The 25928-nt window shown below is 72.8% G+C and carries 24 protein-coding genes; 16 read left to right on the top strand and 8 right to left on the bottom strand.

The genetic code is table 11. The features are described from left to right. Nucleotides 1–15: 15 nt before the first annotated feature. Together GGG17_RS11850 and ku are read right to left on the bottom strand one after the other, a co-directional pair. Nucleotides 16–879 (bottom strand): Fpg/Nei family DNA glycosylase, encoded by an 864-nt coding sequence (locus GGG17_RS11850; protein ID WP_311966638.1) that lies wholly within the window; start codon nucleotides 877–879, stop codon nucleotides 16–18. A gap of 1 nt (nucleotide 880) precedes the next feature. Then, nucleotides 881–1882, bottom strand: coding sequence for a non-homologous end joining protein Ku (gene ku / locus GGG17_RS11845; protein WP_154593904.1), 1002 nt, complete (start codon nucleotides 1880–1882; stop codon nucleotides 881–883). Nucleotides 1883–1965: 83 nt separating this feature from the next. Here ku and GGG17_RS11840 point away from each other — a divergent pair, with 83 nt between their 5' ends. Together GGG17_RS11840 and ligD are read left to right on the top strand one after the other, a co-directional pair. Beyond that, nucleotides 1966–2958: an ATP-dependent DNA ligase gene (locus GGG17_RS11840; RefSeq protein ID WP_154593903.1), complete on the top strand. Its 993-nt coding sequence runs from the start codon at nucleotides 1966–1968 to the stop codon at nucleotides 2956–2958. Continuing rightward, complete coding sequence (gene ligD, locus GGG17_RS11835; RefSeq protein ID WP_311966637.1) at nucleotides 2951–3823, top strand: non-homologous end-joining DNA ligase; 873 nt, start codon at nucleotides 2951–2953, stop codon at nucleotides 3821–3823. Before GGG17_RS11840 ends, ligD begins: the two co-directional genes overlap by 8 nt. Nucleotides 3824–3927: 104 nt before the next feature. Here the strand turns inward: ligD and GGG17_RS11830 are convergent, their stop codons facing one another. Beyond that, a complete protein-coding gene (locus GGG17_RS11830; protein ID WP_154593902.1) occupies nucleotides 3928–4926 on the bottom strand; it encodes a putative endonuclease domain-containing protein in 999 nt (332 codons plus the stop codon). 281 nt (nucleotides 4927–5207) lie between these two features. On the opposite strand from GGG17_RS11830, the gene efeU reads away from it, so the two are divergent. From efeU to GGG17_RS11810, 4 genes are all read left to right on the top strand, one after another. Next, nucleotides 5208–6092: an iron uptake transporter permease EfeU gene (efeU, locus tag GGG17_RS11825; protein WP_154593901.1), complete on the top strand. Its 885-nt coding sequence runs from the start codon at nucleotides 5208–5210 to the stop codon at nucleotides 6090–6092. Next, the gene (gene efeO / locus GGG17_RS11820; protein ID WP_154593900.1) at nucleotides 6089–7267 is read left to right on the top strand and encodes an iron uptake system protein EfeO; all 1179 of its coding nucleotides are present in this window, start codon (nucleotides 6089–6091) and stop codon (nucleotides 7265–7267) included. Before efeU ends, efeO begins: the two co-directional genes overlap by 4 nt. Further along, nucleotides 7267–8562, top strand: coding sequence for an iron uptake transporter deferrochelatase/peroxidase subunit (gene efeB / locus GGG17_RS11815; RefSeq protein ID WP_154593899.1), 1296 nt, complete (start codon nucleotides 7267–7269; stop codon nucleotides 8560–8562). Before efeO ends, efeB begins: the two co-directional genes overlap by 1 nt. A 367-nt stretch (nucleotides 8563–8929) precedes the next feature. Further along, nucleotides 8930–9838 carry a putative endonuclease domain-containing protein gene (locus GGG17_RS11810; RefSeq protein ID WP_154593898.1) on the top strand — a complete coding sequence of 303 codons (909 nt, stop codon included), beginning with the start codon at nucleotides 8930–8932 and terminating at the stop codon, nucleotides 9836–9838. 287 nt (nucleotides 9839–10125) lie between these two features. Here GGG17_RS11810 and GGG17_RS11805 read toward each other — a convergent pair whose 3' ends face one another. From GGG17_RS11805 to GGG17_RS11795, 3 genes are all read right to left on the bottom strand, one after another. Then, nucleotides 10126–11997 carry an alpha/beta fold hydrolase gene (locus GGG17_RS11805; protein WP_154593897.1) on the bottom strand — a complete coding sequence of 624 codons (1872 nt, stop codon included), beginning with the start codon at nucleotides 11995–11997 and terminating at the stop codon, nucleotides 10126–10128. A gap of 222 nt (nucleotides 11998–12219) precedes the next feature. Further along, nucleotides 12220–13887 (bottom strand): FAD-binding dehydrogenase, encoded by a 1668-nt coding sequence (locus GGG17_RS11800; protein WP_154593896.1) that lies wholly within the window; start codon nucleotides 13885–13887, stop codon nucleotides 12220–12222. A 144-nt stretch (nucleotides 13888–14031) separates the two neighbouring features. Beyond that, entirely contained in the window at nucleotides 14032–15138 is a 1107-nt protein-coding gene (locus GGG17_RS11795; RefSeq protein ID WP_154593895.1) for a threonine aldolase family protein, read from the bottom strand. Nucleotides 15139–15272: 134 nt separating this feature from the next. Between GGG17_RS11795 and GGG17_RS11790 the strand changes: the two genes are divergently transcribed. The 4 genes from GGG17_RS11790 (at nucleotide 15273) to GGG17_RS11775 (ending at nucleotide 20629) form a co-directional block, all read left to right on the top strand. Further along, on the top strand, nucleotides 15273–17507 hold the full coding sequence (locus tag GGG17_RS11790) for an MMPL family transporter (RefSeq protein WP_154593894.1): 2235 nt from the start codon (nucleotides 15273–15275) through the stop codon (nucleotides 17505–17507). A 97-nt stretch (nucleotides 17508–17604) separates the two neighbouring features. Continuing rightward, entirely contained in the window at nucleotides 17605–18732 is a 1128-nt protein-coding gene (locus GGG17_RS11785) for an IS110 family RNA-guided transposase (protein ID WP_311966636.1), read from the top strand. A 14-nt stretch (nucleotides 18733–18746) separates the two neighbouring features. Beyond that, on the top strand, nucleotides 18747–20009 hold the full coding sequence (locus tag GGG17_RS11780) for a sensor histidine kinase (RefSeq protein WP_154593893.1): 1263 nt from the start codon (nucleotides 18747–18749) through the stop codon (nucleotides 20007–20009). Then, complete coding sequence (locus GGG17_RS11775; RefSeq protein ID WP_154593892.1) at nucleotides 20006–20629, top strand: response regulator; 624 nt, start codon at nucleotides 20006–20008, stop codon at nucleotides 20627–20629. Before GGG17_RS11780 ends, GGG17_RS11775 begins: the two co-directional genes overlap by 4 nt. A gap of 47 nt (nucleotides 20630–20676) precedes the next feature. Here GGG17_RS11775 and GGG17_RS11770 read toward each other — a convergent pair whose 3' ends face one another. Beyond that, nucleotides 20677–21288 (bottom strand): LysE/ArgO family amino acid transporter, encoded by a 612-nt coding sequence (locus GGG17_RS11770; RefSeq protein ID WP_154593891.1) that lies wholly within the window; start codon nucleotides 21286–21288, stop codon nucleotides 20677–20679. 71 nt (nucleotides 21289–21359) lie between these two features. Between GGG17_RS11770 and GGG17_RS11765 the strand changes: the two genes are divergently transcribed. Beyond that, entirely contained in the window at nucleotides 21360–22217 is an 858-nt protein-coding gene (locus GGG17_RS11765) for an ArgP/LysG family DNA-binding transcriptional regulator (RefSeq protein WP_154593890.1), read from the top strand. Nucleotides 22218–22321: 104 nt separating this feature from the next. Here the strand turns inward: GGG17_RS11765 and GGG17_RS11760 are convergent, their stop codons facing one another. Continuing rightward, entirely contained in the window at nucleotides 22322–23140 is an 819-nt protein-coding gene (locus GGG17_RS11760) for an HAD family hydrolase (protein WP_154593889.1), read from the bottom strand. A gap of 124 nt (nucleotides 23141–23264) precedes the next feature. Between GGG17_RS11760 and GGG17_RS11755 the strand changes: the two genes are divergently transcribed. Genes GGG17_RS11755 through GGG17_RS11735 form a run of 5 tightly spaced genes read left to right on the top strand, consistent with a single transcriptional unit; the run spans nucleotide 23265 to nucleotide 25846 of the window. Further along, nucleotides 23265–23507, top strand: a complete 243-nt coding sequence (locus GGG17_RS11755; RefSeq protein ID WP_154593888.1) for a hypothetical protein — start codon at nucleotides 23265–23267, stop codon at nucleotides 23505–23507. Further along, nucleotides 23504–23797: a hypothetical protein gene (locus GGG17_RS11750; RefSeq protein WP_154593887.1), complete on the top strand. Its 294-nt coding sequence runs from the start codon at nucleotides 23504–23506 to the stop codon at nucleotides 23795–23797. Before GGG17_RS11755 ends, GGG17_RS11750 begins: the two co-directional genes overlap by 4 nt. A gap of 35 nt (nucleotides 23798–23832) precedes the next feature. Then, entirely contained in the window at nucleotides 23833–24828 is a 996-nt protein-coding gene (locus GGG17_RS11745) for an FAD:protein FMN transferase (RefSeq protein ID WP_154593886.1), read from the top strand. Next, on the top strand, nucleotides 24825–25493 hold the full coding sequence (locus GGG17_RS11740; RefSeq protein ID WP_154593885.1) for a ferric reductase-like transmembrane domain-containing protein: 669 nt from the start codon (nucleotides 24825–24827) through the stop codon (nucleotides 25491–25493). The genes GGG17_RS11745 and GGG17_RS11740 overlap by 4 nt, the downstream gene beginning before the upstream one ends. Next, nucleotides 25490–25846, top strand: a complete 357-nt coding sequence (locus GGG17_RS11735; protein WP_154593884.1) for a hypothetical protein — start codon at nucleotides 25490–25492, stop codon at nucleotides 25844–25846. Before GGG17_RS11740 ends, GGG17_RS11735 begins: the two co-directional genes overlap by 4 nt. The last annotated feature ends 82 nt before the right edge of the window (nucleotides 25847–25928 follow it).

The following is a 25928-nucleotide window of genomic DNA, read 5'->3' as shown; positions in this document are numbered from 1 at the left end:
ATGGGATGAATCGCGTCAGCGGCGGCGCTGGCAGCGGCCGCACCAGTAGAGGGTGCGGCCGGCCACCTTGGCGGTGCGGATGCGGCTGCCGCAGGTCGGGCAGGGCTCGCCCGCGCGCTTGTAGGTCGCGAACTCCCGCGGGAAGGTCGTGCCCAGCGAGCGGCCGGTGATCACCGGGGGTTCCTCGCCCGCGGCGAGCCGCCGCTCGGCCTCCTCCACCTGCGGCTCGAGGGTGAGGATCTGCCCGTACGCCACACCCAGCGGCAGCAGGCGCACGAGGTCCGCCCAGATGGTGTCCCAGGAGCTCTGGCGCAGCTCGCGCCCCGGGCGGTGGGGGTCGATGCGGTGGCGCCACAGCACCTCGCAGCGATAGACGTTGCCCACCCCGGCGACGACCGCCTGGTCCATGAGCAGCTCGGCGATCGTCTTGCGGCTCCGGGAGATCCGCGCCCACGCCTCGTCCGGGTCGGCGTCGGCGCGCAGGGGATCGGGGCCGAGCCGGTCGAGGACCGAGTGCGCCTCCTGCGGCGTGATCAGCGCGCACACCATCGGCCCGCGCAGGTCGGCCACGTGCGTGTCCGACGCGAGCCGCAACCTCACCTCTCCCTGCACCGGGACGTCCTCGGGCCGTATGCCGTCCGCCAACGGCGTCACCGCGAAGTTGCCGATGAGGCCGAGGTGCACGTGCAGCCAGCGGTCCCCGTCCACCTCCACCAGCAGGTGCTTGCCGGCGGCCTGCGCACCGATCAGCACCTCGCCGTCCAGCTGCGCGGCCGAGTCGGCGAACCTCCCCTGCGGGCTGCTCGCCCTGACGGGCTTTCCGGCATACGCCCGGTTGAGCCGCCCGGCCAGGGCGTGGATGGTGTGACCCTCCGGCACCTCAGCTGGCCTTCTTGGTGGTCCGCTTGGCCGTGGACTTCTTGGCGGTGGCCTTCTTCGTGGTGGAGCTCGCGGCCTTCTTGGCGGGGGCCTTGCGAGCGGTGGACTTCTTGGCGGCGGGCTTGTCGTCCGCCGTCGCGCCGTCGTCCTCGGTGTCGGCGCCGTCGTCCGACCCCGAGCCCTCCTGCCCCGCACCGGAGTCCGCGGAGGTGTCCTCGCCCCGCGCCGCCTTGGCCCGGTCGACCGAGCGCTGCAGCGCCGCGAGCAGGTCGACCACGTCGCCGCCCTCGTCGTCGCCCTTGGCCTTGGGCGCCGCCTTGACGTCACCGCCGGCGAGCTTGCGCTCCACCAGGGCCTGCACGGCCTGCTGGTAGTCGTCCTCGTAGTCGTTGGGCTCGAAGTCGTCGACCATCGACTCGATGAGCAGGTCCGCCATCTTGACCTCCCGCTCGTTGGGCTCCGGGATGTCGTCCAGCACGTCGAACGACGGCGTGCGCACCTCGTCCGGCCACAGCATGGTCTGCAGCACGATCACGTCGTCCTTGACCCGCAGCACCGCCATCGACAGGCGTGTGCGGACGGCGACGGTGACCACCGCCATACGATCCGTGGAGCGCAGGGCCTCGCGCAGCAGGGCATAGGGCTTGACCGCGCTCTTGTCGGGCTCGAGGTAGTAGGACTTGTCCAGCAGCAGGGGGTCGATCTGCTCCGCGGGGACGAACTTCTCGACCGAGATCTCCTTGGAGCTCTTGGAGTCCAGGCTCGCGAGATCCTCGTCGGTGATCATCACCATCTTGCCGTCGGGCGACTCGTAGCCCTTGGCGATCTCGGAGTAGGGCACCTCCTCGCCGTCCGCCGCGGCGACCTTCTTGTACTTGATCCGCGAGCCGTCGCTCTTGCGGACCTGGTGGAACTGCAGGTCGTGATTCTCGGTGGCCGTGAAGAGCCGCACCGGCACCGTGACGAGGCCGAACGAGACCGCGCCCTTCCAGATCGCACGCATGACCTGCTCCTTCGTCGCTCGTAAGCCGGTGGTGAGCCGCTGGTAAGTCCTCCGGGGCCCATACCCATGAGTCAGGATGAGGTATGCGCCCGATGCTCGCCACCCCCACCACCCAGGTGCCGCACGGCGACGCCTGGGTCCACGAGGTCAAGTGGGACGGCATGCGCATCCTCGCCGACCGGTCACCCGCGGGGTGGAGGCTCTCGGCCCGCTCCGGGGCCGACGCCACCGTGCGTTTCCCCGAGCTCGCGGGGTTGGCCCGCGCCGGGGACGACCTCCTGCTCGACGGCGAGGTCATCGCGCTGCAGGGCGGGGTGCCGTCGTTCGCGGCGCTGAGCGAACGCATCCACGTCTCGGACGCGCGGGTGGCCCAGGCGCTGGCCGAGGTGCGGCCCGTGACCTACATGGTCTTCGACCTGCTGCGGTTCGGCGGGCAGGTGCTGATCGACCAGCCGTGGTCCGTGCGGCGCTCGCTGCTCGAGCGGCTCGACCTGGAGTCCTTCGGGGCGGGAGGGTCGGCCTGGAAGGTGCCCGAGGTGTATGACGACGGCCGGCTGCTGCACGACGTGACCCGCCACCAGGGCCTCGAGGGGGTGGTGTCGAAGCGGCGGGCCTCGGCATACCAGCCCGGCGCCCGCAGCCCCGACTGGCTCAAGCTGCCGCACCGCGCGACGCTCTCGGTGGTCGTCGGCGGCTGGCGTCCCGAGACGTCGGGGCGGGACCGCGTGGGGGCCTTGCTGGTGGGGACGCCGGCGGCCGACGGGTCCGGGCTGCTGGAGCTGGACGGGCGCGTGGGCGCGGGGCTCGCCGGCCGTGCGGGGGAGGCGTTGCGGCCATTGCTCGACGAACGTGCTTGTGGGAGTGCGCCGTTCGTGGGGGAAGTGCCGCGTGAGGATGCGACCGGTGCGCGCTGGGTCGAGCCGACGCTCGTCGTGGACGTGCAGTCCCTCGGGCGGGCGGGCAACGGCAGGCTGCGGCAGCCGGCCTACCTCGGTGTGCGCACCGACCTGACCCCCGCGGACCTTCTCCCCTCCGCCGACTGGTCAGGTGCAGACGGGGACGTCGGCCGTGCCTGACCACGTGAGCGTCGAGATCGACGGTCGCACCCTGCGGCTCAGCTCCCTCGACAAGGTGCTGTATCCCGAGACCGGGACCACCAAGGGCGAGGTGCTGCAGTACTACGCGCAGGTGGCGCCGGTCCTGCTCGAGCAGCTGCGCGATCGCGCCGTGACTCGCATCAGGTGGCCGTCGGGGACGGGTGGGCCGTCGTTCTTCGAGAAGAACGTGCCCCGCGGCACCCCCGCGTGGATCCGCACCGTGACCCTGCCGGCGCCGGGCTCGACGCGCGACCGCGAGACCATCACCTATCCCGTCATCGACTCCGTCGCCGGACTGACCTGGCTCGGCAACCTCGCCGCGCTGGAGCTGCACGTGCACCAGTGGCGGGTGTCGCCGTCCGGGGAGGCGCTGCACCCGGACCGGCTCGTCGTCGATCTCGACCCCGGGCCCGGCGCCGGGCTCGCGGAGTGCTCGCAGGTGGCGCTGTGGGCGCGCGACATCTTGTGCGACATGGGGATCGGCGATCTGTGGCCCGTCACCTCCGGATCCAAGGGCCTCCAGCTGTATGCCGAGCTCGACGGCACCCACCCCGTCGCCGTGGTCCGCGAGGTGGCTCAGGGGCTGGCCGTCGCGCTCGAGGCGGGCCACCCCACGTTGGTCGTGTCGTCGATGGTCAAGGCCAAGCGCGGGGGCAAGGTGCTCGTCGACTGGAGCCAGAACACCGCCTCCAAGACGACGATCTGCCCCTGGTCGCTGCGCGGGAAGTTCGGTCGCCCGACGGTGGCCGCGCCCCGTGAGTGGTCGGAGCTGGAGGACGCCGTCGCGGGGCGGACGCCCCTGGAGCAGTTGAGCCTGGACGAGGCGCTGGCCCGCCTCCCCTGACCGGACCCCACCCCTGCCGTGCCCGGTTGCCGCCCCACCCGCCCCCGTGTGCCGCCATTGGTCACCAATGACGTTTTGGATCGTTCACATGAGGCCTCAAGACGTCATTGGTGACCAATGGCGCGGGGTGAGGGGAGGGCGCGGGAGGGGAAGGCGCGCGTGCTCGGGTCGTGGCGCGTGCTCGGGTCGTGGCGCATGCTCGGGACTGGGCGGCCGAGCAGTCGAGCCTGGTCGGCCATGGCGGATCGCAGCTGCTTGAGGACCCCACCGACCTGCGGATAGTCCTGCCGCGTGCCCACGACGACCCGCACGCCCTGCTGCTCGACGCGCCGGATCCGGGCGATGTCGTCCTGCCTCTGCTGCGAGGACTCGTAGTGCCACAGCCCGTCGTACTCGAACCCGACGCCGAGATGCCGCCAGTACATGTCGAGATAGGCGACCAGGCCGCGGGACCTGTCGTAGATCGGGGCGTTCAGCTCCGGCTCGGGCAGGCCCGCCTCCAGGAAGCGCAGGCGGAACAGGGTCTCGCGTGGCGACGCGCTGCCCTCACGGACGTGCTCCAGGGCGGCGAGCGCAGCCACGCTGCCCGGGTGCCCGGCGGGGACGGCCGCCACCAGCCGGTCCAGGGTGCGACCGGTCCGCCAGCCCACGACGGCGTCCCCGAGGATGACGAGGTCCTCGCGCCCCAGCTCGCCCGCCAGCTGGGCGAAGACGTGCTCGTGGGCCACCACGGGTGTGGCGAGGGTGGGCAGCACCACATGACGGGGCACAGGCCCGCGGTGGCCCCTCACCTCGGGGCGACGGCACGCGTGGGCCGTGCCCGCCACCAGCACGTCGATGAGCTGCTCCGGGAGCCAGCCGGCGGGCAGGGGGAGGTCGAGCAGGCGAGCTGCGGTCACATGGCTGTATGCCGCGCCCTCGGGCAGGACGACGGAGAGCATCCGGGCCTGCTCGAGCACGGTCTGCGGCGGCGAGGGGGCGTAGACCCCCTGGAAGACACGGGCCAGCTGTTTGAGGTCCGCGACGGTCATCCCGGCGGCGAGGGCTTCGGCGCGGGTGAAGGCCGGGCGTCCGGCCAGCGATGGGGGCAGCACGAGGGACATGCAGCGATGGTCGTGCGGCCGGCTCGCGGCGTCATACGGTCATCCACAGCCGGGGCAGAGGGGCTGAGCCTTGTCCACAGGTCGCCGCGACTCCACCCTCCGCCATTGGTCACCAGTGGCGTTTTGGATCGTTCACATCACGACGCGAGACGTCATTGGTGACCAATGGCGCGAGGGGGCGGTGGGGGTGGGGCTGTGGGGGAGGTCATGTTGCCCGGTGAGGTGAGCATCCCCTAAGTTAGGGAGGCCTCACTCACGTCGACCAGGAATCGTAGGCTGCCATGCTCGCCAACTACCTCATCGGGCTGCGTGAGGGACTGGAGGCGTCGCTGGTCGTCGTCATCCTCGTCGCCTACCTCGTGAAGTCGGGACGCCAGCACCTGCTCGGGCGCATCTGGGCGGGAGTCGCGGCGGCGATCGCCATCTCCCTCGCCTTCGGCGCGCTGCTCACCTTCGGCCCCAAGGGCCTGACCTTCGAGGCGCAGGAGGCCATCGGCGGCGGGCTGTCCATCGTGGCGGTGGGGTTCGTGACCTGGATGATCTTTTGGATGGCGCGGCACAGCCGTGGCCTGTCCGGCGAGCTCAAGGGGGCGGTCGACCGGGCCGTCGAGGGCGGCCGCACGGGCGCCCGCGGAGGCCTCGTGCTGGTCGCGATGCTGGCCGTCGGCCGCGAGGGTCTCGAGACCGCGCTGTTCCTGTGGGCGGCCACGCAGGCCGCAGCCCGCGACAACGCCTCCACCACGGCACCGCTGGTCGGCGCCCTCCTCGGCCTGCTGACCGCCGTCGCGCTCGGCGTCGGCGTCTACCGGGGAGCACTCAAGCTCGACCTCGGCGCGTTCTTCCGCTGGACCGGCGCCTTCCTCGTCCTCATCGCCGGCGGGGTCCTGGCGTATGCCGTCCACGACCTGCAGGAGGCGCGCATCCTGCCCGGCCTGCACACCCTCGCGTTCGACGTGTCCGGCACGATCGAGCCCAGCTCGTGGGTCGCCACGCTGCTCAAGGGCGTCTTCAACTTCTCTCCCGCGATGACCGTGCTCGAGGTCGCCGCGTGGGTGCTCTACGTCGTCCCCGTCATGGCGTTGTTCGCCGCGCGGGTCCGTCGCCCCAAGCCCCCGGCCCCGCGTGCGAGCGCGGCGTCCGGCATACGTCAAGGAGCCTCTGCATGACCCGCCTCGCCGCCACCGGCGCGTCCCTCGCGATCGCCGCGCTCGCGCTGACCGCCTGCACCGACAACACCGCCAGCTCCTCCTCAGGGGGCGGGACGCAGGCCGGCGCCGGCCAGGGCACCCTCACGGTCACCTCGACGGACACCGAGTGCCAGGTCTCGGCGTCCGAGGCTCCCTCGGGCACGCTGAAGTTCGCGGTCACCAACGCCGGCTCCAAGGTCACCGAGTTCTACCTCCTCGCCGAGGACGGCCTGCGCATCGTCGCCGAGGTCGAGAACATCGGGCCCGGCCTGTCCCGTGACCTCGTGCTCAAGGCTGCGCCGGGGACGTACAAGACCGCCTGCAAGCCGGGCATGGTCGGCGACGGCATCCGCCACGACTTCACCGTGACCGACTCCGGCGCCAACCTCGAGGCGCAGGGCGCCGACAAGGAGCTCGTCGCGGCGGCCAACAGCCAGTACGCGTCCTACGTCAAGGACCAGACCGAGCAGCTCCTCACGGGGACGAAGGCCTTCGCCGCCGCCTACAAGGCCGGCGACACCGCCAGGGCCAAGGAGCTCTACGCCCCCACCCGCGTCCACTGGGAGCGGATCGAGCCCGTCGCGGAGTCCTTCGGCGACCTCGACCCGATGATGGACGCGCGCGAGGCCGACCTCGAGCCCGGCCAGAAGTGGACCGGCTGGCACGTCGCCGAGAAGGACCTGTGGCCACCGAAGGCCGGCTACACCGCGCAGACCGCCGCCCAGCGCGCCGCGATCGCGGACCAGCTGGTCAAGGACACCGAAACCCTCTACCAGCGCACCCGATCCATGCAGTTCACCACCGACCAGATCGGCAACGGCGCCAAGGGCCTGCTCGACGAGGTCGCCAAGGGCAAGGTCACCGGCGAGGAGGAGATCTGGAGCCACACCGACCTGTGGGACTTCCAGGCCAACGTCGACGGCGCCCGCGTGGCCTGGCAGGGTCTGCGCCCGATCCTCAAGAAGAAGGACGCCGCTCTGGACTCCCAGCTGCAGCTGAAGTTCTCGGCGCTGCAGAAGCTCCTCGACCAGCACAAGGTCGGCGAGGGGTTCAAGACCTACGACACGCTCTCCAAGGAGGAGGTGAAGGCGCTGTCGGACGCGGTCAACGCGCTCTCCGAGCCGCTGTCCAGGCTGACGGCCGCCGTCATCTGATGCCCGAGTCCCTCTCTCGTCGTGGGCTTCTCGGCTGGGGAGCCGCCTCGGCCGCCGTGGGAGCGGCCGGCTTCGCGGGTGGTATGGCGACCGCCAACGCCTCCGAGGGTGACGGCGGGCGCGCGGGTGGGGGCACGACCGGGGACGCGAGAGCCGTTGCGTCCGACAGCTATCCGTTCTACGGCACCCACCAGGCGGGGATCGTCACGCCCGCCCAGGACCGGCTGCACTTCGCGGCGTTCGACGTCACGACGACCTCCCGCGAGGACCTCGTCGCCCTGCTGACCGCCTGGACCGCGGCGGCCGCCGAGATGACGGCGGGTCGGCCGGTGGGTGGGGACCCGACGTCATACAGCGCGCCCCCCAACGACTCCGGCGAGGCGGACGGGCTGTCGGCGTCGCGGCTGACGCTGACCTTCGGCTTCGGGCCCACGCTGTTCCGAGACGCCGCGGGCAAGGACCGCTTCGGGATCTCGGGACGTCAACCCGCTGCGCTGCAACGACTTCCGCACTTCCCGGCGGACGCGCTCGACCCCGCGCGCAGCGACGGCGACCTGTGCGTCCAGGCCTGCGCCGACGACCCGCAGGTCGCGGTGCACGCCATCCGCAACCTGGCGCGCCTCGGGTTCGGCGTCGTGTCGCTGCGGTGGTCCCAGCTGGGCTACGGCCGCACCTCGTCCACGTCCACCGCGCAGGCCACCCCGCGAAACCTGTTCGGCTTCAAGGACGGCACGGCCAACCTCAAGGCCGAGGACCCGTCCGCGCTCGACGCCCACCTGTGGGTCGGCGCCAAGGACGACCCCAAGGCACCGTGGATGGCGGGCGGCTCCTACCTCGTGGCCCGCCGCATCGCGATGAACCTCGAGACCTGGGACCGCTCCTCGCTGCGCGAGCAGGAGGCGGTCATCGGTCGCGACCGCCGCGAGGGCGCGCCGCTCTCGGGCGGGAAGGAGTTCACCGCACCGGACTTCACCGTCAAGGGACGCGAGGGGCAGCCGCTGGTCGCGGCGAGCTCCCATGTGGCGATGGCGCACCCGACGCGCAACGGCGGAGTGCAGATGCTGCGTCGCGGCTACAACTACACCGACGGGTCGGACGACCTCGGGCGCATGGACGCGGGGCTGTTCTTCATCGCCTACGTCCGCAACCCCGCCAGGCAGTACATCCCCATGCAGACTCGCATGGCCAAGCAGGACGCTCTCCAGGAGTACCTCCAGCACCGGGGGTCGGCGTTGTTCGCCATACCGCCGGGTGCCAAGGAGGGCGAGCACATCGGTCAGGCCCTCTTCGCGTAACGGGCGCGTGGTGGGTGGCGTCGGGAAGTGACCCGGCGGGGCGCGTGGAACGATCAATGCGCCGCTGAGGCGTCACGACGTGCCCCCCGAGTCAGTTTGTGTCGCCGATGGGGTGACGGAAGTGACCACTCGGGGGCGGGTGGGGTGCTGAGGTCGTGATTGGCGACAGGAAGTGACCCGGCGGGGCGTGTGGAACGGTCAAAGCGCGGCTGAGGCGCCACCACATGCCCCCTCGGGTCAGTTTGCGTCGCGCGCCCGCGCGGCTGGTGTGACCTGGGTCACCGCCCGCTGTGGACAGCGCGAGCCACACCGCCCCGCCTGTGGAGGACGGCGCGTGGGGGGCGCGGGAGGCGTCCAGGCTGGCGACATGCGAACACCTCTCCAGCTGCCACGCGAGATCGTGGACGGCACGTGGTACACCAACGACGAGCTCGACCGCCTGGGCGTGACTCGGGCCCAGCGACGGCAGCTCGTGGCGCCTCACCGAGGTGTCTATGGACGGCGGCTGCCGCGCACCTTGCTCGAGGACATCGAGGCGGTGAGCCGCGTGGTGCCCGACGACGCGGTGGTCTGCGGGGAGTCAGCGCTCTGGCTGCATCGCCTGCCACACCTTCAGCAGTGGTCACCGTCACCTAGGCCGCCGATCCACCTCCTGGTGCCGGGCCAGCGCCGCATCCGCTTGTCGACCGTGCGTGACCACCGCTCCCACGGTCGTCGAGTCGCCGCGATGCCCGTCGAGGGGCTCGCGCTGCGGGTGCTGTCCCCGCCCGCGCTGTTCGCGCAGATGGCCCCGCACCTGTCCTTCCTCGACACCGTGATCCTGGGGGACGCGGTCGTGAGGTGGCGCAGCATGTGGACGCTGGACCACCTCGAGGCGGCGCTGGTCCCGGGGTTGCCGGGCGTGGTCCAGGCTCGGCGGGCGCTGACGCACGTGCGGCCGGGGTCGAACTCCGTTGCCGAGACCAAGAGTCGGCTGCTGCTCCTCGAGGCCGGCCTGCCCGAGCCCGAGCTCAACGCGTCGATCGTCGTCGACGGCACCTGGCTCGCTTTCGTCGACTTCCTGTGGCGGAGGCACCGGTTGGTGGTCGAGTACTACGGCGTCCACCACTTCACCTCTGACCGCCAGCGCCGCGACGACCTGCACCGGGTGAGGGGGCTGCGTGACCACGACTATCGGGTCGAGGAGCTGACCAGCCGGGACCTCGCCCGCCCCGCGGAGTTGGTGGCACGTGTGGCCAAGGCGCTGCGCGAGCAAGAGGTCGCGCTGGGACTCTGACCTCGGGGGTGGGGTCCCGGGCGCCCGACGGGAAGTGACCGGTCGGGGCGGGCGGTGTGCGGAGGCCGCCGGGTTGGCGACGGGAAGTGACCCGTCGGGGCGGACGAAGGGCGGAAGCCGGGGGTCTCGCGACAGGAAGTGACCTGTCGGGGCGGAGGGGGCGCCGAGGATGCGGGGTTGGCGACGGGAAGTGACCCGACGGGGCACCCGGGGCGGTCACAGCGGGGTGCTGGATCGCCCGTGGTGCCCCGCCGGGTCACCTGAACGTCTGCGCGCGACGGACGGGGTCAGTCGAGGCGGGTGAACAACGGGTGGTCGGGCTTGCAGCTCGTGTCCGAGGCGGGGACGAGCCGGTTGACGAGGTACTTGGTGCGGAGCCGGTCGACGCACGTGCTCACGCCGAGCGCCCCGTGGCCGTAGCCGTTGGTCAGGGTGATCAGCCGAGAGGTCTTGAGCTCCTTGCGGTAGGCCACGGCACCGCTGTAGGGCGTCGCCGGGTCGTGATGGTTACCGATGATCAGGACGGGCGTCGAGGTGGCCTTGTCGAACGGCCCGCGGTAGGCGTCGGGGTTCATGCCGGGCCACCCCGCGCACACGCTCGCCGTCCACAGCCACGCCGGACCGAACCCGGGGGCCTGCCACTTGACGCGGCGGTCGGCCGCGATCCAGGCCTTGGGGTCCTTCGGGTTGAGCGAGTCGGAGCACAGCACGCCGTGGAACCCGGCGTCGTAGACCGGCGCATCCGGCTCCCCGGGCGGCTCCTCCGCCGAGGGGGCCGCGGCCAGGCCTGACGAGCGCAGGACGGTCGAGTTCAGCCCGAGGACCGGGCCGTTCGTGCGGTGCGCCCCCTTGGGGGCCGTGGACTCCGACAGCGGTGCCGGGGCCGGGTGCTCGCGGTCGACCTTGGCGGCCAGGGCCTTGAGCCGCGCGACGGCGGCCTTGGGCCGCGACCTGGGTGTCGCCTCGGCCGCGACCTGTCCGTCCGCCGAGGCGGTGCCGGCGGCCTTGCGGACCGGCGTCGTCGGCGCGATCGCCTGGCGCAGCTCGGTGATGGCGGGCATGAGCAGCGGAATGTCGTCGGCGGAGTAGAGGACCTGCAGCGCGAGGGCGATCACGTCGTCGTAGCGCAGGTAGTTGCCGTCGCCCATGTCGACCGGGCCCTTGGACAAGGTGGTGAGGATGGCCTGCCAGTCCTGGCGGACGGTCTTGGCCTCGGCACACAGGCTCGTGCCGCCCCGCTCGCACTCCTTGAACGCCGACATCAGCGCCTCATGCGCCCCGAGGTGGGAGTTGAGACGCTCGGTGACCGGCTTGGTGCGGTGCTCGCCGCCGCGGCCGGTGGCCCAGGCGACGGGGTCGAGGACCCCGTCCACGACCAGGGCGCGGATGTTGCCGGGATACAGGGCGGCGTATGTCGCACCGAGGTAGCTGCCGTAGGAGATGCCGTAGTAGCTGATCTGCTTGTCGCCGAGCGCGCGCCTCGCGAGGTCCATGTCGCGGGCGGTGTCGGCGGTCGACATGTGCTTGAGGATGCGCGGCATGGCGGTGGCGCAGGTCTTGCGGTAGGCCCGGTCATAGGCCAGGTGCTGCGCGAACTCCTTGTCCCACAACGGGAACATGTGCTCGTCGAGCTGCGGCATCTCCTCGCCCGGCTTGCCGACGCACATCGCGAGGTCCTCTCCCTCGATGCCGCGCGGGCCCACCCCGACGATGTCGAAGCGCTTGCGCACCTGGGCGCCGAGCTCCTGGGCGAAGAGGCCGACGGTCTGGGTGGCCGGTCCGCCGGGACCCCCGGGGTTGGTGAACAGGGCGCCGATGCGCTGCGAGGGGTTGTCGGCCGGCCGTCGGCTGATCGACAGCTTGGTGGTGCCCAGCGTGGGGTCGCCGTAGTCGAGCGGCACCTCCAGGGTGGCGCACTGCAGGCCGGAGCCGCAGCGGGTCCAGGCGACCTTGGGTGAGGCCATGGCGCGCAGGGCCGCGGCGGTCTTGGCGTCGTCCCTGGGCGCGCGGACGGAGGCGCTGGCGGTGGTGGCGCCGGAGCCAAGGCCGGCGCCGACGCCCGGGCCAGGTGACGCCAACGTCGGTGAGGCGGCGGCGAGGCCACCTGCGGCGGTGATCAGGACTGCTGCGGCCGCAGCGGCTGGACGAGTCAGTGACATGGTCTGCTCCCCGGTGCTCGACGTCGGTCCCCCAGGTGCGTGGAGGCCCCCCGCACCCCATGCCGACGCGGCCATCCTTGCGCCCGACCGGGAGTCGGCACCAGACCTACCCGGGAGAAAGTTGGGAGCGGTCACGCGCCGTGACCGCTCCCGGTCATCGCCCCGGCGTCGAACCGTTCAGGTCACGCGCGGTGACGGGTGGTTCCCGGCATACGGACAGGATCAAGCCGTCGCCGCCGCAGCGGCGCGTCCGGCGGCCCGGCCGCTGAACAGGCAGCCGCCGAGGAAGGTCCCCTCGAGTGCGCGGTAGCCGTGCATGCCGCCCCCGCCGAAGCCGGCGGCCTCGCCTGCGGCATACAGGCCTGGCACGGCCGAGCCAGCGGCGCTCAGGACCCGCGCCGACAGGTCGGTCTCGAGCCCGCCGAGCGTCTTGCGGGTGAGGGTCGACAGCCGGACCGCGATCATCGGTCCGTGCGCGGGGTCCTCGAGACGGTGGGGCGGGGCGGTGCGGATCAGCTTGTCCCCCAGGAAGCGTCGCGAGCCGTGGAGATGCACGACCTGGCTGTCCTTGCTGAACGGGTTGGCGATCTCGCAGTCACGTGCCCGGACCTCACGGCGCACCTGCTCGGGGTCGAGCCCACCGTCGGGCTCGAGCGCGACCATGCCTGCGACGAGCTCGTCGAGGGTGGTCGCCTGCACGAAGTCCTCGCCGTGGTCCAGGAAGGCCTGCACCGAGGGCGGCACGTCGGTGCGGACGCGCGAGGCGACACCGCGCCACGAGCGGCCGGTCAGGTCGAGGTTCTGCTCCTGGCCGGACAACGTGAACTCCTTGCCCGCGATGGTCTTGTCGAGGACGAACCAGCTGTGGTCCGCACCGACCTGCTGCAGGTGCGCGAGCGTCCCCATCGTGTCGAAGCCCGGGAACAGCGGCACCGGCAGACGCCGTCCCGTGGCGTCGAGCCACAGCGACGAGGGGCCGGGCAGGATCCGGATGCCGTGCCCAGGCCAGATCGGGTCCCAGTTGTGGACGCCCTCGGTGTAGTGCCACATGCGGTCGGGGTGGATCAGCCGGCCACCCGCCTCCTGCGCGATCCCGATGCCGCGGCCGTCGACGTGGGCGGGGACGCCGGTCACCATGTGCCGCGGCGGCGTGCCGAGCCGGTCGGGCCAGGCCGCGCGCACCAGGTCGTGGTCGCCGCCGATGCCGCCGGTGGCGATGATGACGGCCTGCGCACGAATCTCTCGCTCCTGCACCACGGTCCGGTTGGTGGGGCGGCCGCGGTCCGCGCGGTCGGGGGCCAGCACCGAGGTGCGCACCCCGACGACCTCGCCGCCACGGCCCGGCTGCGCGCCCTCGACGATCAGCGAGTCCACGCGGTGGCGGAAGCCGAACCGTACGAGCCCACGGTGCGCCAGGTCGTGGAGGCGTCGCTCGAACGGCTCCACGATGCCCGGGCCCGTGCCCCACGTGATGTGGAACCGCGGGACGGAGTTGCCGGGGCCGAGGGCGCCATACCCCCCACGCTCGGCCCAGCCGACCACGGGAAACAGGCGGTGCCCCAGCTGCCGCAACCACGAACGCTTCTCCCCCGCAGCGAAGCTCACGTAGGCGCGGGCCCACTCCCGGGGCCAGTGGTCCTCGGGGCGGTCGAAGCCCGCAGTGCCCTCCCAGTCCTGCCAGGCCAGTTCCTCGGAGTCCTTGATGCGCAGCCGGCGCTGCTCGGGGGAGTCGACGAGGAAGAGCCCGCCGAAGGACCAGTAGGCCTGCCCACCGAGCGACTGCTCGCCCTCCTGGTCCAGCAGCAGCACCTGCCGCCCGGCGTTCGCGGCCTCGCACGCGGCCACGAGCCCGGCGAGGCCGGCTCCCACGACGATGACGTCGGCGTCCATCTGTGGCTCCTTCGCTCGGGCCCACGGGCCGGTCGGGGTCTCACCGTATGCCGGAACCGCCCGCCTCGGGAGTGCCCCACCTCGCCGACTGGTCAGGTATCGGCGGGGCGGGTGTCCAGAGGTGACCAGTCGGCGAAGGGAGGGTCAGGGGGCAGAGCCCTCGGCCCCCATCTCGGCCGCCAGGGCATCCGCGAATCCGGTGACGTCGGCCTCCGTCGTGTCCCAGGAGCACATGAGCCGGACCTCGCCGGTCGCCTCCTTCCACACGTAGAAGGGGTAGCGGGCCTGCATCCGCAGCGTCACCTGCGGCGGCAGCGTGGCGAACACGGCGTTGGCGGCGACCTCCTGGGTGACGGTGACGCCGCCGATGCCGCGCAACGCCTCCCCGAGCCGGCGGGCCATGCCGTTGGCGTGCCGGCCGGACTCGAGCCACAGGTCGCCGGAGTAGAGCGCGAGCAGCTGGGCCGACATGAAGCGCATCTTGGACGACAGCTGGGTGGACAGCTTGCGCACGAACTCCATCCGTCGGACGGCGTCGGGGTTGATGACGACGACCGCCTCGACGCCCATCAGACCCGCCTTGGTGCCGCCGAGCGAGACGACGTCGACGCCGACGTCGGTGGTGATGTCGCCGAGCGAGCAGCCCAGCGCCGCAGCGGCGTTGGCGATGCGGGCGCCGTCGAGGTGGACGAGCATGCCCAGGGCGTGGGCGTGCTCGCACACCTCGCGGAGCTGGTCAGGGGTGTAGAGGGTGCCCACCTCGGTCGACTGGGTGACGCTGACGACACGCGGCTGCGCGTGGTGCTCGAACCCGAATCCGTAGGCCTCCCGGTCGATCAGGGCGGGCGTGAGCCGACCGTCGGGGGACTCGACGTCGACGACCTTGATGCCGGCGACCTTCTCCGGGGCGCCGCACTCGTCGGTGTGGATGTGGGCGTGGGAGGAGCAGATGACGGCATCCCAGCGGTCCGTCATCGCCGAGAGGGCAACGACATTCGCGCCCGTGCCGTTGAAGGTCGGCCAGCACGAGGCGCGCTCGCCGAAGTGCCTGCGCACGACCTCCTGCAGCGCCTCGGTGTAGGGGTCAGCGCCGTAGGAGCCGACGTGGCCTCCGTTCGCCACGGCGAGCGCGTCGAGGACCTCCGGATGGACACCGGCGTAGTTGTCGCTGGCGAAGCCGCGACGCTCGGGGTCGTGCAGTCGGTCGTGCAGGGGGTCGTGCAGGGGGTCGAGGGGCACGGTGGGGGGCATCATCACGTCCTTGGGTGGGGTCCACCAAAGGTATGACGCCGGACCCCACCCGCAGCCGATGTCCGTCGCCGGATCCAGGTCGACGCTGGTGGAGGCGCCGCACCGGTGCCACCGAACGACTCCACGAGGACCCGATGAGCACACAGACCCCCACCCAGAGCACGCCGAGCACGCATCGCTCCTCGGTGCCGAGCCCGCCTGGGGCCTGGCGACGCCTCGCGGACGCCGTGACCTCCCGACGCGGCGCCTGGGCCACCCTGGTCCTCGCGCTGCTCGTGACGACGGCGCTCATGGGGGCGCTGCGCGGCGCCGAGATCGCCCGGGCGGATGAGACGCTGCCGCCCGGCTCCGAGTCCGCCCGGGCGGCAACGCTGCTCGCGGGCTTCCCCCGCAGCGAGCTCAGTCCCGTCATGGTGGTGATGACGCGGTATGACGAGCGCCCGCTCGCAGCCGGCGATCTCGCGTCGGCGCAGCGCGTCGGCGAGGCCGCCGCGGGCAGCGTCGGGCAACGGGCATCGCGCCCGATCGCCTCGCAGGACGGCCGCGCGGTGCTCGTGAGCATCCCCGTGCGGGCGGACCGTCCCAACACCGACATCGCCACCGACGTCACGGCCATGCGGGCGGCGATCGCGGGGACGGGCGAGGCGACGGCGGGCGACGCCGGCGGGGCGGCGGGGGAGCCGCGGCTGCGCGCGCAGGTGACCGGAGGGCCGGCCTTCGGCGCGGACGTGGCGGGCGCCTTCGACGGCGCCGACCTGCGCCTGCTCGCCGTCACGGTCGGCATCGTCGCGGTGCTGCTCCTGCTGACCTATCGCTCCCCGGTGCTGTGGCTGGTGCCCCTGATCGTCGTGGCGCTCGCGGACGGCCTGGCCGGAGTCCTGGCCAAGGCCATCGGCCAGGCGTGGGACCTCAGCTTCGACAGCGGGATCGTCAGCGTCCTCGTCTTCGGCGCCGGGACCAACTATGCGCTGCTGCTGATCTCGCGGTATCGCGAGGAGCTGCCGCGCACCGACGACCACCGGGTCGCGCTGCGGGACGCCCTCGTGGCGACCGGCCCGGCGGTGCTCGCCTCCAACGTCACCGTGGTGCTGTCGCTGCTCACCCTCGTGCTCGCCGTGCTGCCCGGCACGCGGGGTCTCGGCCCCACGTCGGCGGCGGGGCTGCTGGTCGCGGCCGTGTTCGCGCTGGTGGTGCTGCCGGCCGCGCTGGCCATCTGCGGCCGCAAGCTGTTCTGGCCGTTCGTCCCCCCGCTACCTTCGCGGCCTTCCGGCACGGGTACCGCGCCGCACACTGACCAGTCGGCGGGCGTGGGGCCGTGGGCCCGCGTGGCGCGCGCCGTGACCCGTCGCCCATGGCCCGTGCTCGCCGCCGCCCTGGCGGTCGCCGCCCTCATGGCCGCCGGACTCGCCGGGACCCGCGTCGGCCTGTCGCAGACCGAGCAGTTCCGGGTGGCCTCCGAGTCCTCGGCCGGACTGCAGACCCTGGCGCGCCACTACCCCCAGGGGGAGAGCGCCCCCATGACGGTGGTCAGCCGCACCGAGGCGGCGCCCCAGGTGGCCGAGGCGGCCCGGCATACGGCCGGGGTGGTCCGCGTCCAGACCCTCGCCGAGCACGACGGGTGGAGCCGCACCATGGTCGTCGGGGACGCCGAACCCGACTCTCCCGCAGCGCAGGACACCGTCCGCGCGCTGCGTGACGCGGTGCACGCCGTGCCTGGCTCGGACGCGGTCGTCGGCGGTCAGACCGCCCGGCAGGTCGACGCCGAAGCCGGCGCGCGCCATGACCTGCTGCTCGTCGCCCCGCTCATCCTGCTGGTCGTGCTGCTCGTCCTCGTCGCCCTCCTGCGCGCGGTCGTCGCACCGATGATCCTGTTGCTGGTCAACGTGATCAGCGCCGTCGCCGCCATCGGGCTGGGGACGTGGATCGGGCGGACGGTGTTCGGCTTCCCGGGGCTGGACGTGCTCGTGCCGCTGCTGTCCTTCCTGTTCCTCGTGGCGCTGGGGATCGACTACACGATCTTTCTCGCGCACCGGACGGTGCACGAGGCGCAGGAGCACGGCCTCCGTGAGGGCGTCGTGCGCGCCGTGGGCGCCACGGGCGGGGTCATCACCAGCGCGGGGGTGGTGCTGGCGGCGGTCTTTGCGGCGCTCGGCGTGCTGCCGCTCGTCACCCTCGGTCAGCTGGGCCTGATCGTCGGCCTCGGCGTGCTCGTCGACACGCTGCTCGTGCGCACCCTGGTCGTGCCCGCTGTGCTCGCCGCCGCCGGTGAGCGGCTCTGGTGGCCACGACGGCTAGCCTCGACTCAGTGTCAGGGTGACAGTGCCGCTTCGCGGTGGTTGGGTCCTGATCACCAGTCGTCTGACTCGTAGCCTCCGTGCCTTCGTGGCGTGCATGCGTTTTGTCGGCGGCTGGTGTGACGGACCGACCGGCGTGACTTGATAGGAGCGTGGCATCGCCCCGACTGAGATGTGTCCGCCGGCCGGCCCAACCGTCCCTGCACTGATCAGGTGGAAGGAGGCAACCCTCATGGTTGTCGTTGGCGCCGATGTTCACAAGAAGACACACACTTTCGTCGCGATTGATGAGCGGGCCCGCAAGGTCGGGACCAAGACCGTGCCCGCGACCACGACGGGTCATCACGAGGCGCTGCGCTGGGCTCGCCGGGAGTTCGGTGACGCTCTGGAGTGGGCGATCGAGGACTGCCGACACCTCTCCGCACGCCTGGAGATGGACTTGCTCGCCGCGGGGCAGGTCGTGGTGCGGGTGCCGCCGAAGATGATGGCCCAGACCCGCAACAGCGCCCGCACCCGGGGCAAGTCCGACCCGATCGACGCGCTGGCCGTGGCCCGGGCCGCGTTGTCCGAACCAGACCTTCCCCGCGCCACTCACGACCAGGCCTCGAGGGAGTTGAAGCTGCTCACCGACCGACGAGACACGCTGGTCAAGCAGCGCACCGCGACGATCAACAGCCTGTTGTGGCGCGTCCACGAGCTCGACCCCGAGCATGAGATCGCCGCCGGATCCTTGGACCGGGCCAAGCATCAGCAGGCGCTGCGCGCCTGGCTGTCGGCCCAGCCCACCAGCGTGGTGGTCGAATTGGCGCTGGACGAGCTCGATGACATCTGCGCGTTGACGACGCGGATCACCGAGTTCGAGAAGCGCCTGGCTGGGCTGGTGGCCCACCGTGCCCCGGCGCTGCTGGCCCTGCCGGGGTGTGCCGTGTTGACCGCGGCCAAGCTCGTCGGGGAGATCGGTGGGATCGACCGCTTCGCCACGGACGCGCAGTTGGCCCGTCACGCCGGGATCGCGCCGATCCCTGTGTGGTCCGGGCGAACTGAAGGTCGCGTGCGGATGACTCGCAGCGGGAACCGGCAGATCAACTGCGCGATCCACAGGATCGCGGTCACCCAGATCCGACTCAAGGACTCCCTCGGGCGGAAGTTCTATGAGAAGAAAAAGGGCGAAGGCATGTCCAACCGCGAAGCCCTGCGCTGCCTCAAACGCCACCTCATCCGCACCGTTTTCACCACCCTCAAGAACACCACCCACCACGTCCAGCACGCGGACGCGACCCCCATCGCGACCGCCGCTTGACATAGGAGAAACGCATGATCCCGGACACCCGTCCGTCGACCGCGCGGCGCCTGCAGGGGGCGCTGCACGGTCTGGTGGGGGTGCTCCTGGTCGTCGCCGCGGTGCGCGGGATGGTCCTCGGCACCTCGCCGGCGCTCGTCGCCCTCGCCTCGGTGGCCCTGATCGGCTGGTATGCCGTCGGCGCCGGCCTCGCGCGGGGAACCGCCTCCCCGCGCGGTCCGGCACCGGTCCGCGGCAGGGCCGATCCGAGCAGGGGGCTGGCGACGGCGTGGATGGGCGTCCTCGTGACGTCCTGGGCGTTGGTGGTGCTGCTGGTGTCGCCCGAGTTCTCGTGGCTCGCCTTCCCGTTCATCCTGATCGGGGTGCTGGTGCTGCCGCCGTCGGTCGCCCACCCGCTCGCCGCCGCGATGACCGCGGTGGTGGTCGTCGCGCAGCTGCGCGGCGCCGGTCCCGAGTCCCTGCGCGCCGGCATGGTGCTCGGGCCCATGCTCGGGGCGCTGGTGGCGATCGGGACGGGCGCGGCCTACCTGCGGGTGCTGCGCGAGAGCGAGGACCGGCGGCGCCTCGTCGAGCAGCTCGTCGCCGCCCAGGACGACCTCGTGGCCGTGCACGACGAGCTCGCCGCCACCCAGCGCGAGGCCGGGGTCGCCGCCGAGCGCACCCGCATCGCCCGCGACATCCACGACACGCTCGCGCAGGGCCTCAGCTCGATCGTGCTGCTGTCCCGCGCCGCCGCTGCCGACCCCGCCTCGCGCGAGGCCCTGCTCGGTCAGATCGAGGCCACCGCCGTCGACAACCTCGACGAAGCCCGCCGCGTCGTGGCCGCCCTCACCCCCTCCGCGCTCGAGCAGGCGCCGTTGCCCGCCGCGATCGGGCGGCTCCTCGAGCGGCTGGGCGCGCAGTCCGGCATACGCACCGTCCTGCACGTCGACGGGGACGTGTGCACGATCCCGACCACGGTCGAGGTCGCGCTCCTGCGCGTGGCGCAGTCCGCGCTCGCCAACGTGCGCCTCCACTCGGGGGCCTCCCGGGTCGTCGTCACCATCTCGTATGCCGATACCTCCGTCTCGCTGGACGTCGTCGACGACGGGAGGGGCTTCACCGAGTCGCGGCTGATGTCGGCGCCGCTCGGGGGCACGGGATTCGGCCTGCGGGCCATGCGGTCGCGCCTCACCGAGCTGGGTGGGCGGCTCGACGTGGAGTCCGCGCCTGGCGACGGCACCGCGATCGCCGCTACCGTCCCCCTCGCGACCCCCCATCCGCAGGAGCTGCGATGACCGTGCGTGTCCTCGTCGTCGACGACCACCCGGTCGTGCGGGCCGGGCTGCGCGCCCTGCTCGCGGTCGACGCGCGGGTGGACGTGGTCGGGGAGGCCGCCTCGGGCGAGGAGGCGCTGGTCGTGGCGCGGGCCCGCCGCCCCGACGTCGTCCTCATGGACCTGCAGCTCGGCGACGGCCTCGACGGGGTCGCCGCCACCCGCGCCCTGCGCGAGGACCCCGACGGGCCCCGCGTGCTGATCCTCACGACCTATGACACCGACGCCGACATCGTGCGCGCCGTCGAGGCGGGGGCCGCGGGCTACCTGCTCAAGGACACGCCGGCGGCCACGCTCGTGGCCGCCGTCGAGCGCGCCGCCCGGGGGGAGACGGTGCTGGCGCCGCGCGCCGCCGAGGTGCTCGTGGGGCATCTGCGCCACCCCCGACCGGCCCTGTCCGACCGCGAGGCGCAGGTGCTCGCGCGGGTCGCCGACGGCCACAGCAACCGGGATATCGCGCGCGAGCTGCTGATCAGCGAAGCCACCATCAAGACCCACCTCGTCCACGTCTTCGACAAGCTGGGGGTGGACTCGCGGACGGCGGCCGTGGCCGTGGCCCGGGAGCAGGGGCTGCTGCGCTGACCCGACGGTCAGCGCCGGTCTGGTCTGGTCTGGGCTGGGGGATCGGGTCAGGCGCCGACGACGAGGCTCACGCCGAGCGCGATCATCACGACCGCGATCACCAGGTCGAGCAGCTGCCACGCCCGGGGCCGGGCAAACAGCGGCCGCAACCAGCGGGCGCCATACCCGAGGGCGGTGAACCACAGCAGCGAGCCGGCCGCCGCCCCGAGCCCGAACCACCACCGGCCGTCCCTCCCGTGCGTCGCCGACAGCGAGCCGAGCATCACGACCGTGTCGAGGTAGACGTGCGGGTTGAGCCAGGTGAAGGCGAGCGTGGTCACCACCGCGGCCCGCAGGCCGCTCACGCCGCGCTCCTGCGCCGTGAGGGTGCCCGGGTGCCGCGCCGCCAGGGCCGTGCGGATCCCGAACTGCACGAGGAAGATCGCGCCGCCCCACCGCGCCAGCGTCACCACGGTCGGGTGAGAGGTGATGAGGGCGCCCACGCCGGCGACGCCCGCGAGGATCAGCACCGCGTCGGACAGCGCGCAGATCGCGACGATGACGCCGACGTGCCGGCGCAGCAGGCCCTGCCGCAGCACGAAGGCGTTCTGGGCGCCGATCGCCACGATGAGGCCGAGTCCGGTGAGCAGGCCGATGGCCGCGCTGTGCAGGGGGGACATGACGACGACGCTAGGCGGCGGCCGCCGGTGCAGTCCAACGACAGTTGCTGGGGATTCCTTAGCATTGCTTCATGTATGCCGACTCCCACCAGCTCGCCGCTCTGCTCGCCGTGGTCGAGGAGGGCAGCTTCGAGGCGGCGGCGGACGAGCTGCGAGTCACACCCTCGGCCGTCAGCCAGCGGATCAAGGCGCTCGAGCGCCGCGTCGGCCAGGTGGTCGTGCAGCGCACCCGGCCCTGCCGCCCCACCTCGACGGGCGAGGTCCTGGTCCGTATGGCGCGGCAGCTGGCGCTCCTCGAGGCCGAGGCACGGGCCGCGCTCACCGCCCAGTCGGCGGCGACCACGATCGCCGTCGCCCTCAACGCCGACTCGCTGGCCACGTGGGCGCGCGACGTGCTCGTCGAGGCGGCCGAGGCCGGCGACATCGGGCTCGAGCTGCACGTCGAGGACCAGGACCACAGCCTCGAGCTGCTCCGGGCGGGACGGGTGCTCGCGGCGTTGACCGCCGACCCCGTTGCGGTGCAGGGATGCTCGGTGACCCAGCTGCCGCCGATGAGGTACGTCCCGGTCGCGACGCGCTGGCTGTGGGAGCGGCACGAGCACGACCTGTCGCGCCTGCCCGTGGTGCGGTTCAACGACAAGGACGACCTGCAGGACGCGGTGCTGCGCGAGCTCGGTGTGACCTCCACGGGACTCGCGCACACCGTGCCCTCGACCGAGGACTTCGCGGCGGCCGTGCGGTGCGGGCTGGGGTGGGGCGCGCTGCCCCTCGCACAGCTGGGGGAGCGGGGTGACCTGGGGGAGCGGGGTGACCTGGTCGAGGTGGCGCCGGGCCACGACGTGGTGGTCCCGCTCTACTGGCAGCGGTGGCGGATCGAGTCGGCCGTCCTGGACCGCGTCACCGAGTGGGTGCGTGCCGCCGCCGGCTGACCTTCCCCTGCCCCGCACTGCCTGCCTGCCCCGCCCTGCCTGCCCTGCCGGCGCTTCCCTCCCCGGATCGTGAGGGTTTCGTCCACGGATGGTGGACGAGACGCTCACGATCGCCAGAGGGCGGCCTCGATGATCCGGGCCACGCCGTCCTCGTCGTTGGCGGCGCAGCGATGCGTGGCGGCCTCGACCGCTGCGGCATGGGCGTTGGCCACGGCAAAGCTGCGCCCGGCCCAGCCGAGCATCGGCACATCGTTGGGCATGTCACCAAAGGTCCAGACCTCGGCCGAGGCCACGCCGTGCTCGGCGCACCAGCGTTGCAGGGCAGTGGCCTTGGTCACGCCGAGGGCAGTCATCTCGGCCAGCCCCGGCGCGCCGGAGTAGGCCAGGTGGACGTCCCCACCCACCAGCTCGCTCGCCCGCGCGACGAACTCCTCGGGCCCGAGCCGGGGGTGGCGGGCGATGAGCTTGCCCGGCAGCTCGTCCTCGAGCAGGTCCTCCAGGGCCGCCACCCGGCGGGCGTCGTCGACCACCGTCCCGTCCGGCGCCCGCAGGTCGCGCAGCGCCGGCTCGATGCCGAGACCCGAGCGCCCCTCGACGCCGAAGCCGATGCCCGGCAAGGCTCCTCGCAGGCGTGACACCACGTCCAGGGTGACGGGCGCCGGGATGGTCCGCTCCTCCACGACGGCGTCGACGTGCGCGTCGTAGACGAAGGCGCCGTTGCTGCACAGCACCACGCCGTGCGCACCCACCTGCTCGCGAAAGGCCTTCATCCACCGCGGTGGTCGTGCCGTCACGACGATCACCGTGCAGCCCGCCGCCTCAGCGGCGGCGATCGCGGACGCGGTGCGCGACGACAGCGTGCCGTCGGATCGCAGCAGGGTCCCGTCGAAGTCGGTGGCGAAGACGCGCGGGCAGTCCGGCATGAGGGCCACTCTCCCACGCGCGGCCCTCACAGGGAGGCCACAGAGACGACCAACGACGGGCATAGGGCGCAGCGGTGGAGTGGGGGCATCACACCGAGGAACGCACGAGATCAAGGAGCACGCGATGGGATTCAGCGCACTGGGTCGATCGAGGCTGGTGGCCACGCCGGCCGTGGCGGCGATGATGCTCGTCGCCGCGCCGGCCGCCGCCCAGGCCTCCGGAGCAACGCCCGGCCACCGTGCCGTCGACCGTCAGGTCACGGTCACGACGCAGGTGCCGGAGACGGCGCTGTTTGGCGGAGGGACCACCCGCCGCTTCACGGGGAGCGTCTCGAGCCTCGACGACATCCGCCGGGTGGTGTCGTGAACGCCGCCCGCCGCACCGGGGTGCGGCGCATCCGCCAGGCCACCGCGTCGCTGGCCGCCCTCACGGCCGCGGTCGCGGCGGCCGCGATCGGCCTGACGACCATCCCCGACACCGCAGCGAGTGCAGCCGGGGTGGCCGGCGCGAGCGCCGCGTCCACGACGAGCACCTCGTCCAGCGCCACGGACGATGCGTCCACCTCGTCCACCTCCTCCAGCACGGGCACCACCAGCCAGACCGACGGCCTGACGGCGGCCCAGGGCGCGCCGGCGGCGCACTCCACCGGCAGCTGACGGCATACCTCCCCTCCATCACGAAAGGCCCTGCCATGCAGATGATCTCCGCTCCCCGCGGACCCGCCCTCGAGTGGGCCCTGTGGTCCACCACGATGCGCCTCGTCACCTCCGAGGAGCGCGCCCTGCCCGCGGCCAAGCGGCTCGTGGACCATGAGCTGCAGGCGGTCGAGCTGGCGGCCAGCAGGTTCCGGCGCGACTCCGAGGTGTCGCGGCTGGCCCGGGCCGGCGGGCGGCCGGTCCGCGTGAGCCCCACCCTGCTCGCCCTCGCCGAGGCCGCCGTGGCCGCCGCCGTGGTGACGGACGGCGCCTGCGACCCGACGGTCGGGACCGCGCTGGACCGGCTCGGCTACGGGCAGGACCTGGAGGGGGCGGGCCGGGTCGTGCCCCTCGCGCGCGGCACGCTCCGCCTCGTCGAGCGGCCGGCTCCCGGCTGGCGGCGGATCGGCATCGACCGCGCGGCCGGCACCCTCACGGTGCCCGCCGACGTCACGCTCGACCTCGGCGCCACCGCCAAGGCGTGGGCGGCGGACCGCTGCGCGCGGGTCGTGGCCGACCAGCTCGGCACCGGTGCCCTGGTCAGCCTCGGCGGCGACGTCGCCACGGCCGGCCCCGCCCCGACCGGCGGGTGGGCCGTGTCCGTCCAGGACCTCCCCGACGATCCCGCGGCCCTGGTCGCCCTGCCCTCCGGCTGGGCCCTCGCCACCTCCAGCACGCGCAAGCGCCGCTGGCGGGTCGAGGGCCGCGAGCTGCAGCACATCCTCGACCCCGCGACGTCCCTGCCCGTCGTCCCGCACTGGTCCTCGGCCACGGTGGCCGCTCGCAGCTGCGTCCTCGCCAACGCCTGGTCGACCGCGGCCCTCGTCGTGGGGCCGCACGCGCCGGGGCTCCTCGCACGCGCCCAGGTGCAGGCCCGGCTGCTGGGCCTGCGTGGCGACCTGACCTTTGTCGGGGGCTGGCCCTCTGCGGCCGAGGGTGTGACCGAGCGCCAGGCGGGTGAGGTCGCGCGAGCCGCGAGGGCCGCGTCGTGAACGAGGCTCTCTGGGTCCTCGGCCGGGCCACCGGCGTCAGCACGCTCGTGATGCTCACGGTCGCCACGGCCCTCGGGGTCGTCATGAGCGGCGGCTTCCGGCATCGCGAGCTGCCGCGCTTCGCCCTCGCCGAGATCCACCGCCGGGCATCGCTGCTCGCGACCGGGCTGCTCGTCGTGCACGTCCTGTCGCTGTGGCTGGACGCCGAGGCCCAGCTCGACGCCGTGGACCTGCTCGTGCCCTTCCTCAACGCCCGCAACCCCCTGTGGTGGGGGCTCGGCACGCTCGCCCTCGACCTGCTGCTCATCGTGGTCGTGAGCAGCCTGCTCCGCAAGCGACTGCCCCATGCCGTATGGCGGGGCCTGCACCTGCTCGCCTACGCGTCGTGGCCGTTCGCGGTCCTGCACTCCGTGGGCGGCGGCACCGACTCCGCCACGTGGTGGGTGCGGCTCACGGCCATCACCTGCTGCGCGGTGGTCGGCGGAGCCGTCGGCTACCGCCTCGTGCGCCGCTCGGGCTCCCGCCTCGTGCACCGCTCGGGCTCCCGCCTCGGGCGCACCCTCCCGCCCACCGGCCGCCCCGTGAGCGCCAAGTCCGCTCCCGCGGCCAACCCCGCCCCCGCGGCCGCCACCACTACCGCCACTGTCCAGGAGTACCCGTCATGAGCACCAGGTCTCGCGGTTCGCAGTCGATCCGCACCGCCACCGCGGTCCTCGCCGGCACCGGCGTGGGCGTCGCGGCCGCCGTCACCGGCATCGTCACCGCGCAGGGCAGCACTGCCGCCCCTCCCGACCAGGCCCAGCCGTCCCAGCAGCAGCTCCAGCGCCAGCAGCTCCAGCCCCAAGGTGGGCTGCAGCAGCTGCCCGGCATACCGGGTCAGTCGCAGGACCAGCAGGATCAGCAGGATCAGCAGGATCAGCAGGGCAGCCAGGGAGGCTGGACCCAGCAGGACCAGCTGGGAGGGCAGGGGATCGGACCCGGCCAGGGACCGGCGATGGGACGCAGCTCCGGCAGCTGACGCCCCCGCGTTTCCCCCAAGAACGCCGAGTGGCCACATCCCGAACGTCGGGATGTGGCCACTCGGCGTGTGGGAGGGGTTG

This window comes from Arsenicicoccus cauae (assembly GCF_009707125.1).
GTDB lineage: Bacteria > Actinomycetota > Actinomycetes > Actinomycetales > Dermatophilaceae > Arsenicicoccus > Arsenicicoccus cauae.
The sequence above is the reverse complement of the archived record's forward strand: the minus strand, read 5'-3'. Positions and strand labels throughout refer to the sequence as shown.

Bases quoted from the DNA above. Each gene is read 5' to 3' on its own strand.
- ku (WP_154593904.1), bottom strand. From the start codon at position 1,882: ATGCGTGCGATCTGGAAGGGCGCGGTCTCGTTCGGCCTCGTCACGGTG.
- GGG17_RS11840 (WP_154593903.1), top strand. From the start codon at position 1,966: ATGCGCCCGATGCTCGCCACCCCCACCACCCAGGTGCCGCACGGCGAC.
- GGG17_RS11830 (WP_154593902.1), bottom strand. From the start codon at position 4,926: ATGTCCCTCGTGCTGCCCCCATCGCTGGCCGGACGCCCGGCCTTCACC.
- efeU (WP_154593901.1), top strand. From the start codon at position 5,208: ATGCTCGCCAACTACCTCATCGGGCTGCGTGAGGGACTGGAGGCGTCG.
- efeO (WP_154593900.1), top strand. From the start codon at position 6,089: ATGACCCGCCTCGCCGCCACCGGCGCGTCCCTCGCGATCGCCGCGCTC.
- efeB (WP_154593899.1), top strand. From the start codon at position 7,267: ATGCCCGAGTCCCTCTCTCGTCGTGGGCTTCTCGGCTGGGGAGCCGCC.
- GGG17_RS11810 (WP_154593898.1), top strand. From the start codon at position 8,930: ATGCGAACACCTCTCCAGCTGCCACGCGAGATCGTGGACGGCACGTGG.
- GGG17_RS11805 (WP_154593897.1), bottom strand. From the start codon at position 11,997: ATGTCACTGACTCGTCCAGCCGCTGCGGCCGCAGCAGTCCTGATCACC.
- GGG17_RS11800 (WP_154593896.1), bottom strand. From the start codon at position 13,887: ATGGACGCCGACGTCATCGTCGTGGGAGCCGGCCTCGCCGGGCTCGTG.
- GGG17_RS11795 (WP_154593895.1), bottom strand. From the start codon at position 15,138: ATGCCCCCCACCGTGCCCCTCGACCCCCTGCACGACCCCCTGCACGAC.
- GGG17_RS11790 (WP_154593894.1), top strand. From the start codon at position 15,273: ATGAGCACACAGACCCCCACCCAGAGCACGCCGAGCACGCATCGCTCC.
- GGG17_RS11785 (WP_311966636.1), top strand. From the start codon at position 17,605: ATGTGTCCGCCGGCCGGCCCAACCGTCCCTGCACTGATCAGGTGGAAG.
- GGG17_RS11780 (WP_154593893.1), top strand. From the start codon at position 18,747: ATGATCCCGGACACCCGTCCGTCGACCGCGCGGCGCCTGCAGGGGGCG.
- GGG17_RS11775 (WP_154593892.1), top strand. From the start codon at position 20,006: ATGACCGTGCGTGTCCTCGTCGTCGACGACCACCCGGTCGTGCGGGCC.
- GGG17_RS11770 (WP_154593891.1), bottom strand. From the start codon at position 21,288: ATGTCCCCCCTGCACAGCGCGGCCATCGGCCTGCTCACCGGACTCGGC.
- GGG17_RS11765 (WP_154593890.1), top strand. From the start codon at position 21,360: ATGTATGCCGACTCCCACCAGCTCGCCGCTCTGCTCGCCGTGGTCGAG.
- GGG17_RS11760 (WP_154593889.1), bottom strand. From the start codon at position 23,140: ATGCCGGACTGCCCGCGCGTCTTCGCCACCGACTTCGACGGGACCCTG.
- GGG17_RS11755 (WP_154593888.1), top strand. From the start codon at position 23,265: ATGGGATTCAGCGCACTGGGTCGATCGAGGCTGGTGGCCACGCCGGCC.
- GGG17_RS11745 (WP_154593886.1), top strand. From the start codon at position 23,833: ATGCAGATGATCTCCGCTCCCCGCGGACCCGCCCTCGAGTGGGCCCTG.
- GGG17_RS11735 (WP_154593884.1), top strand. From the start codon at position 25,490: ATGAGCACCAGGTCTCGCGGTTCGCAGTCGATCCGCACCGCCACCGCG.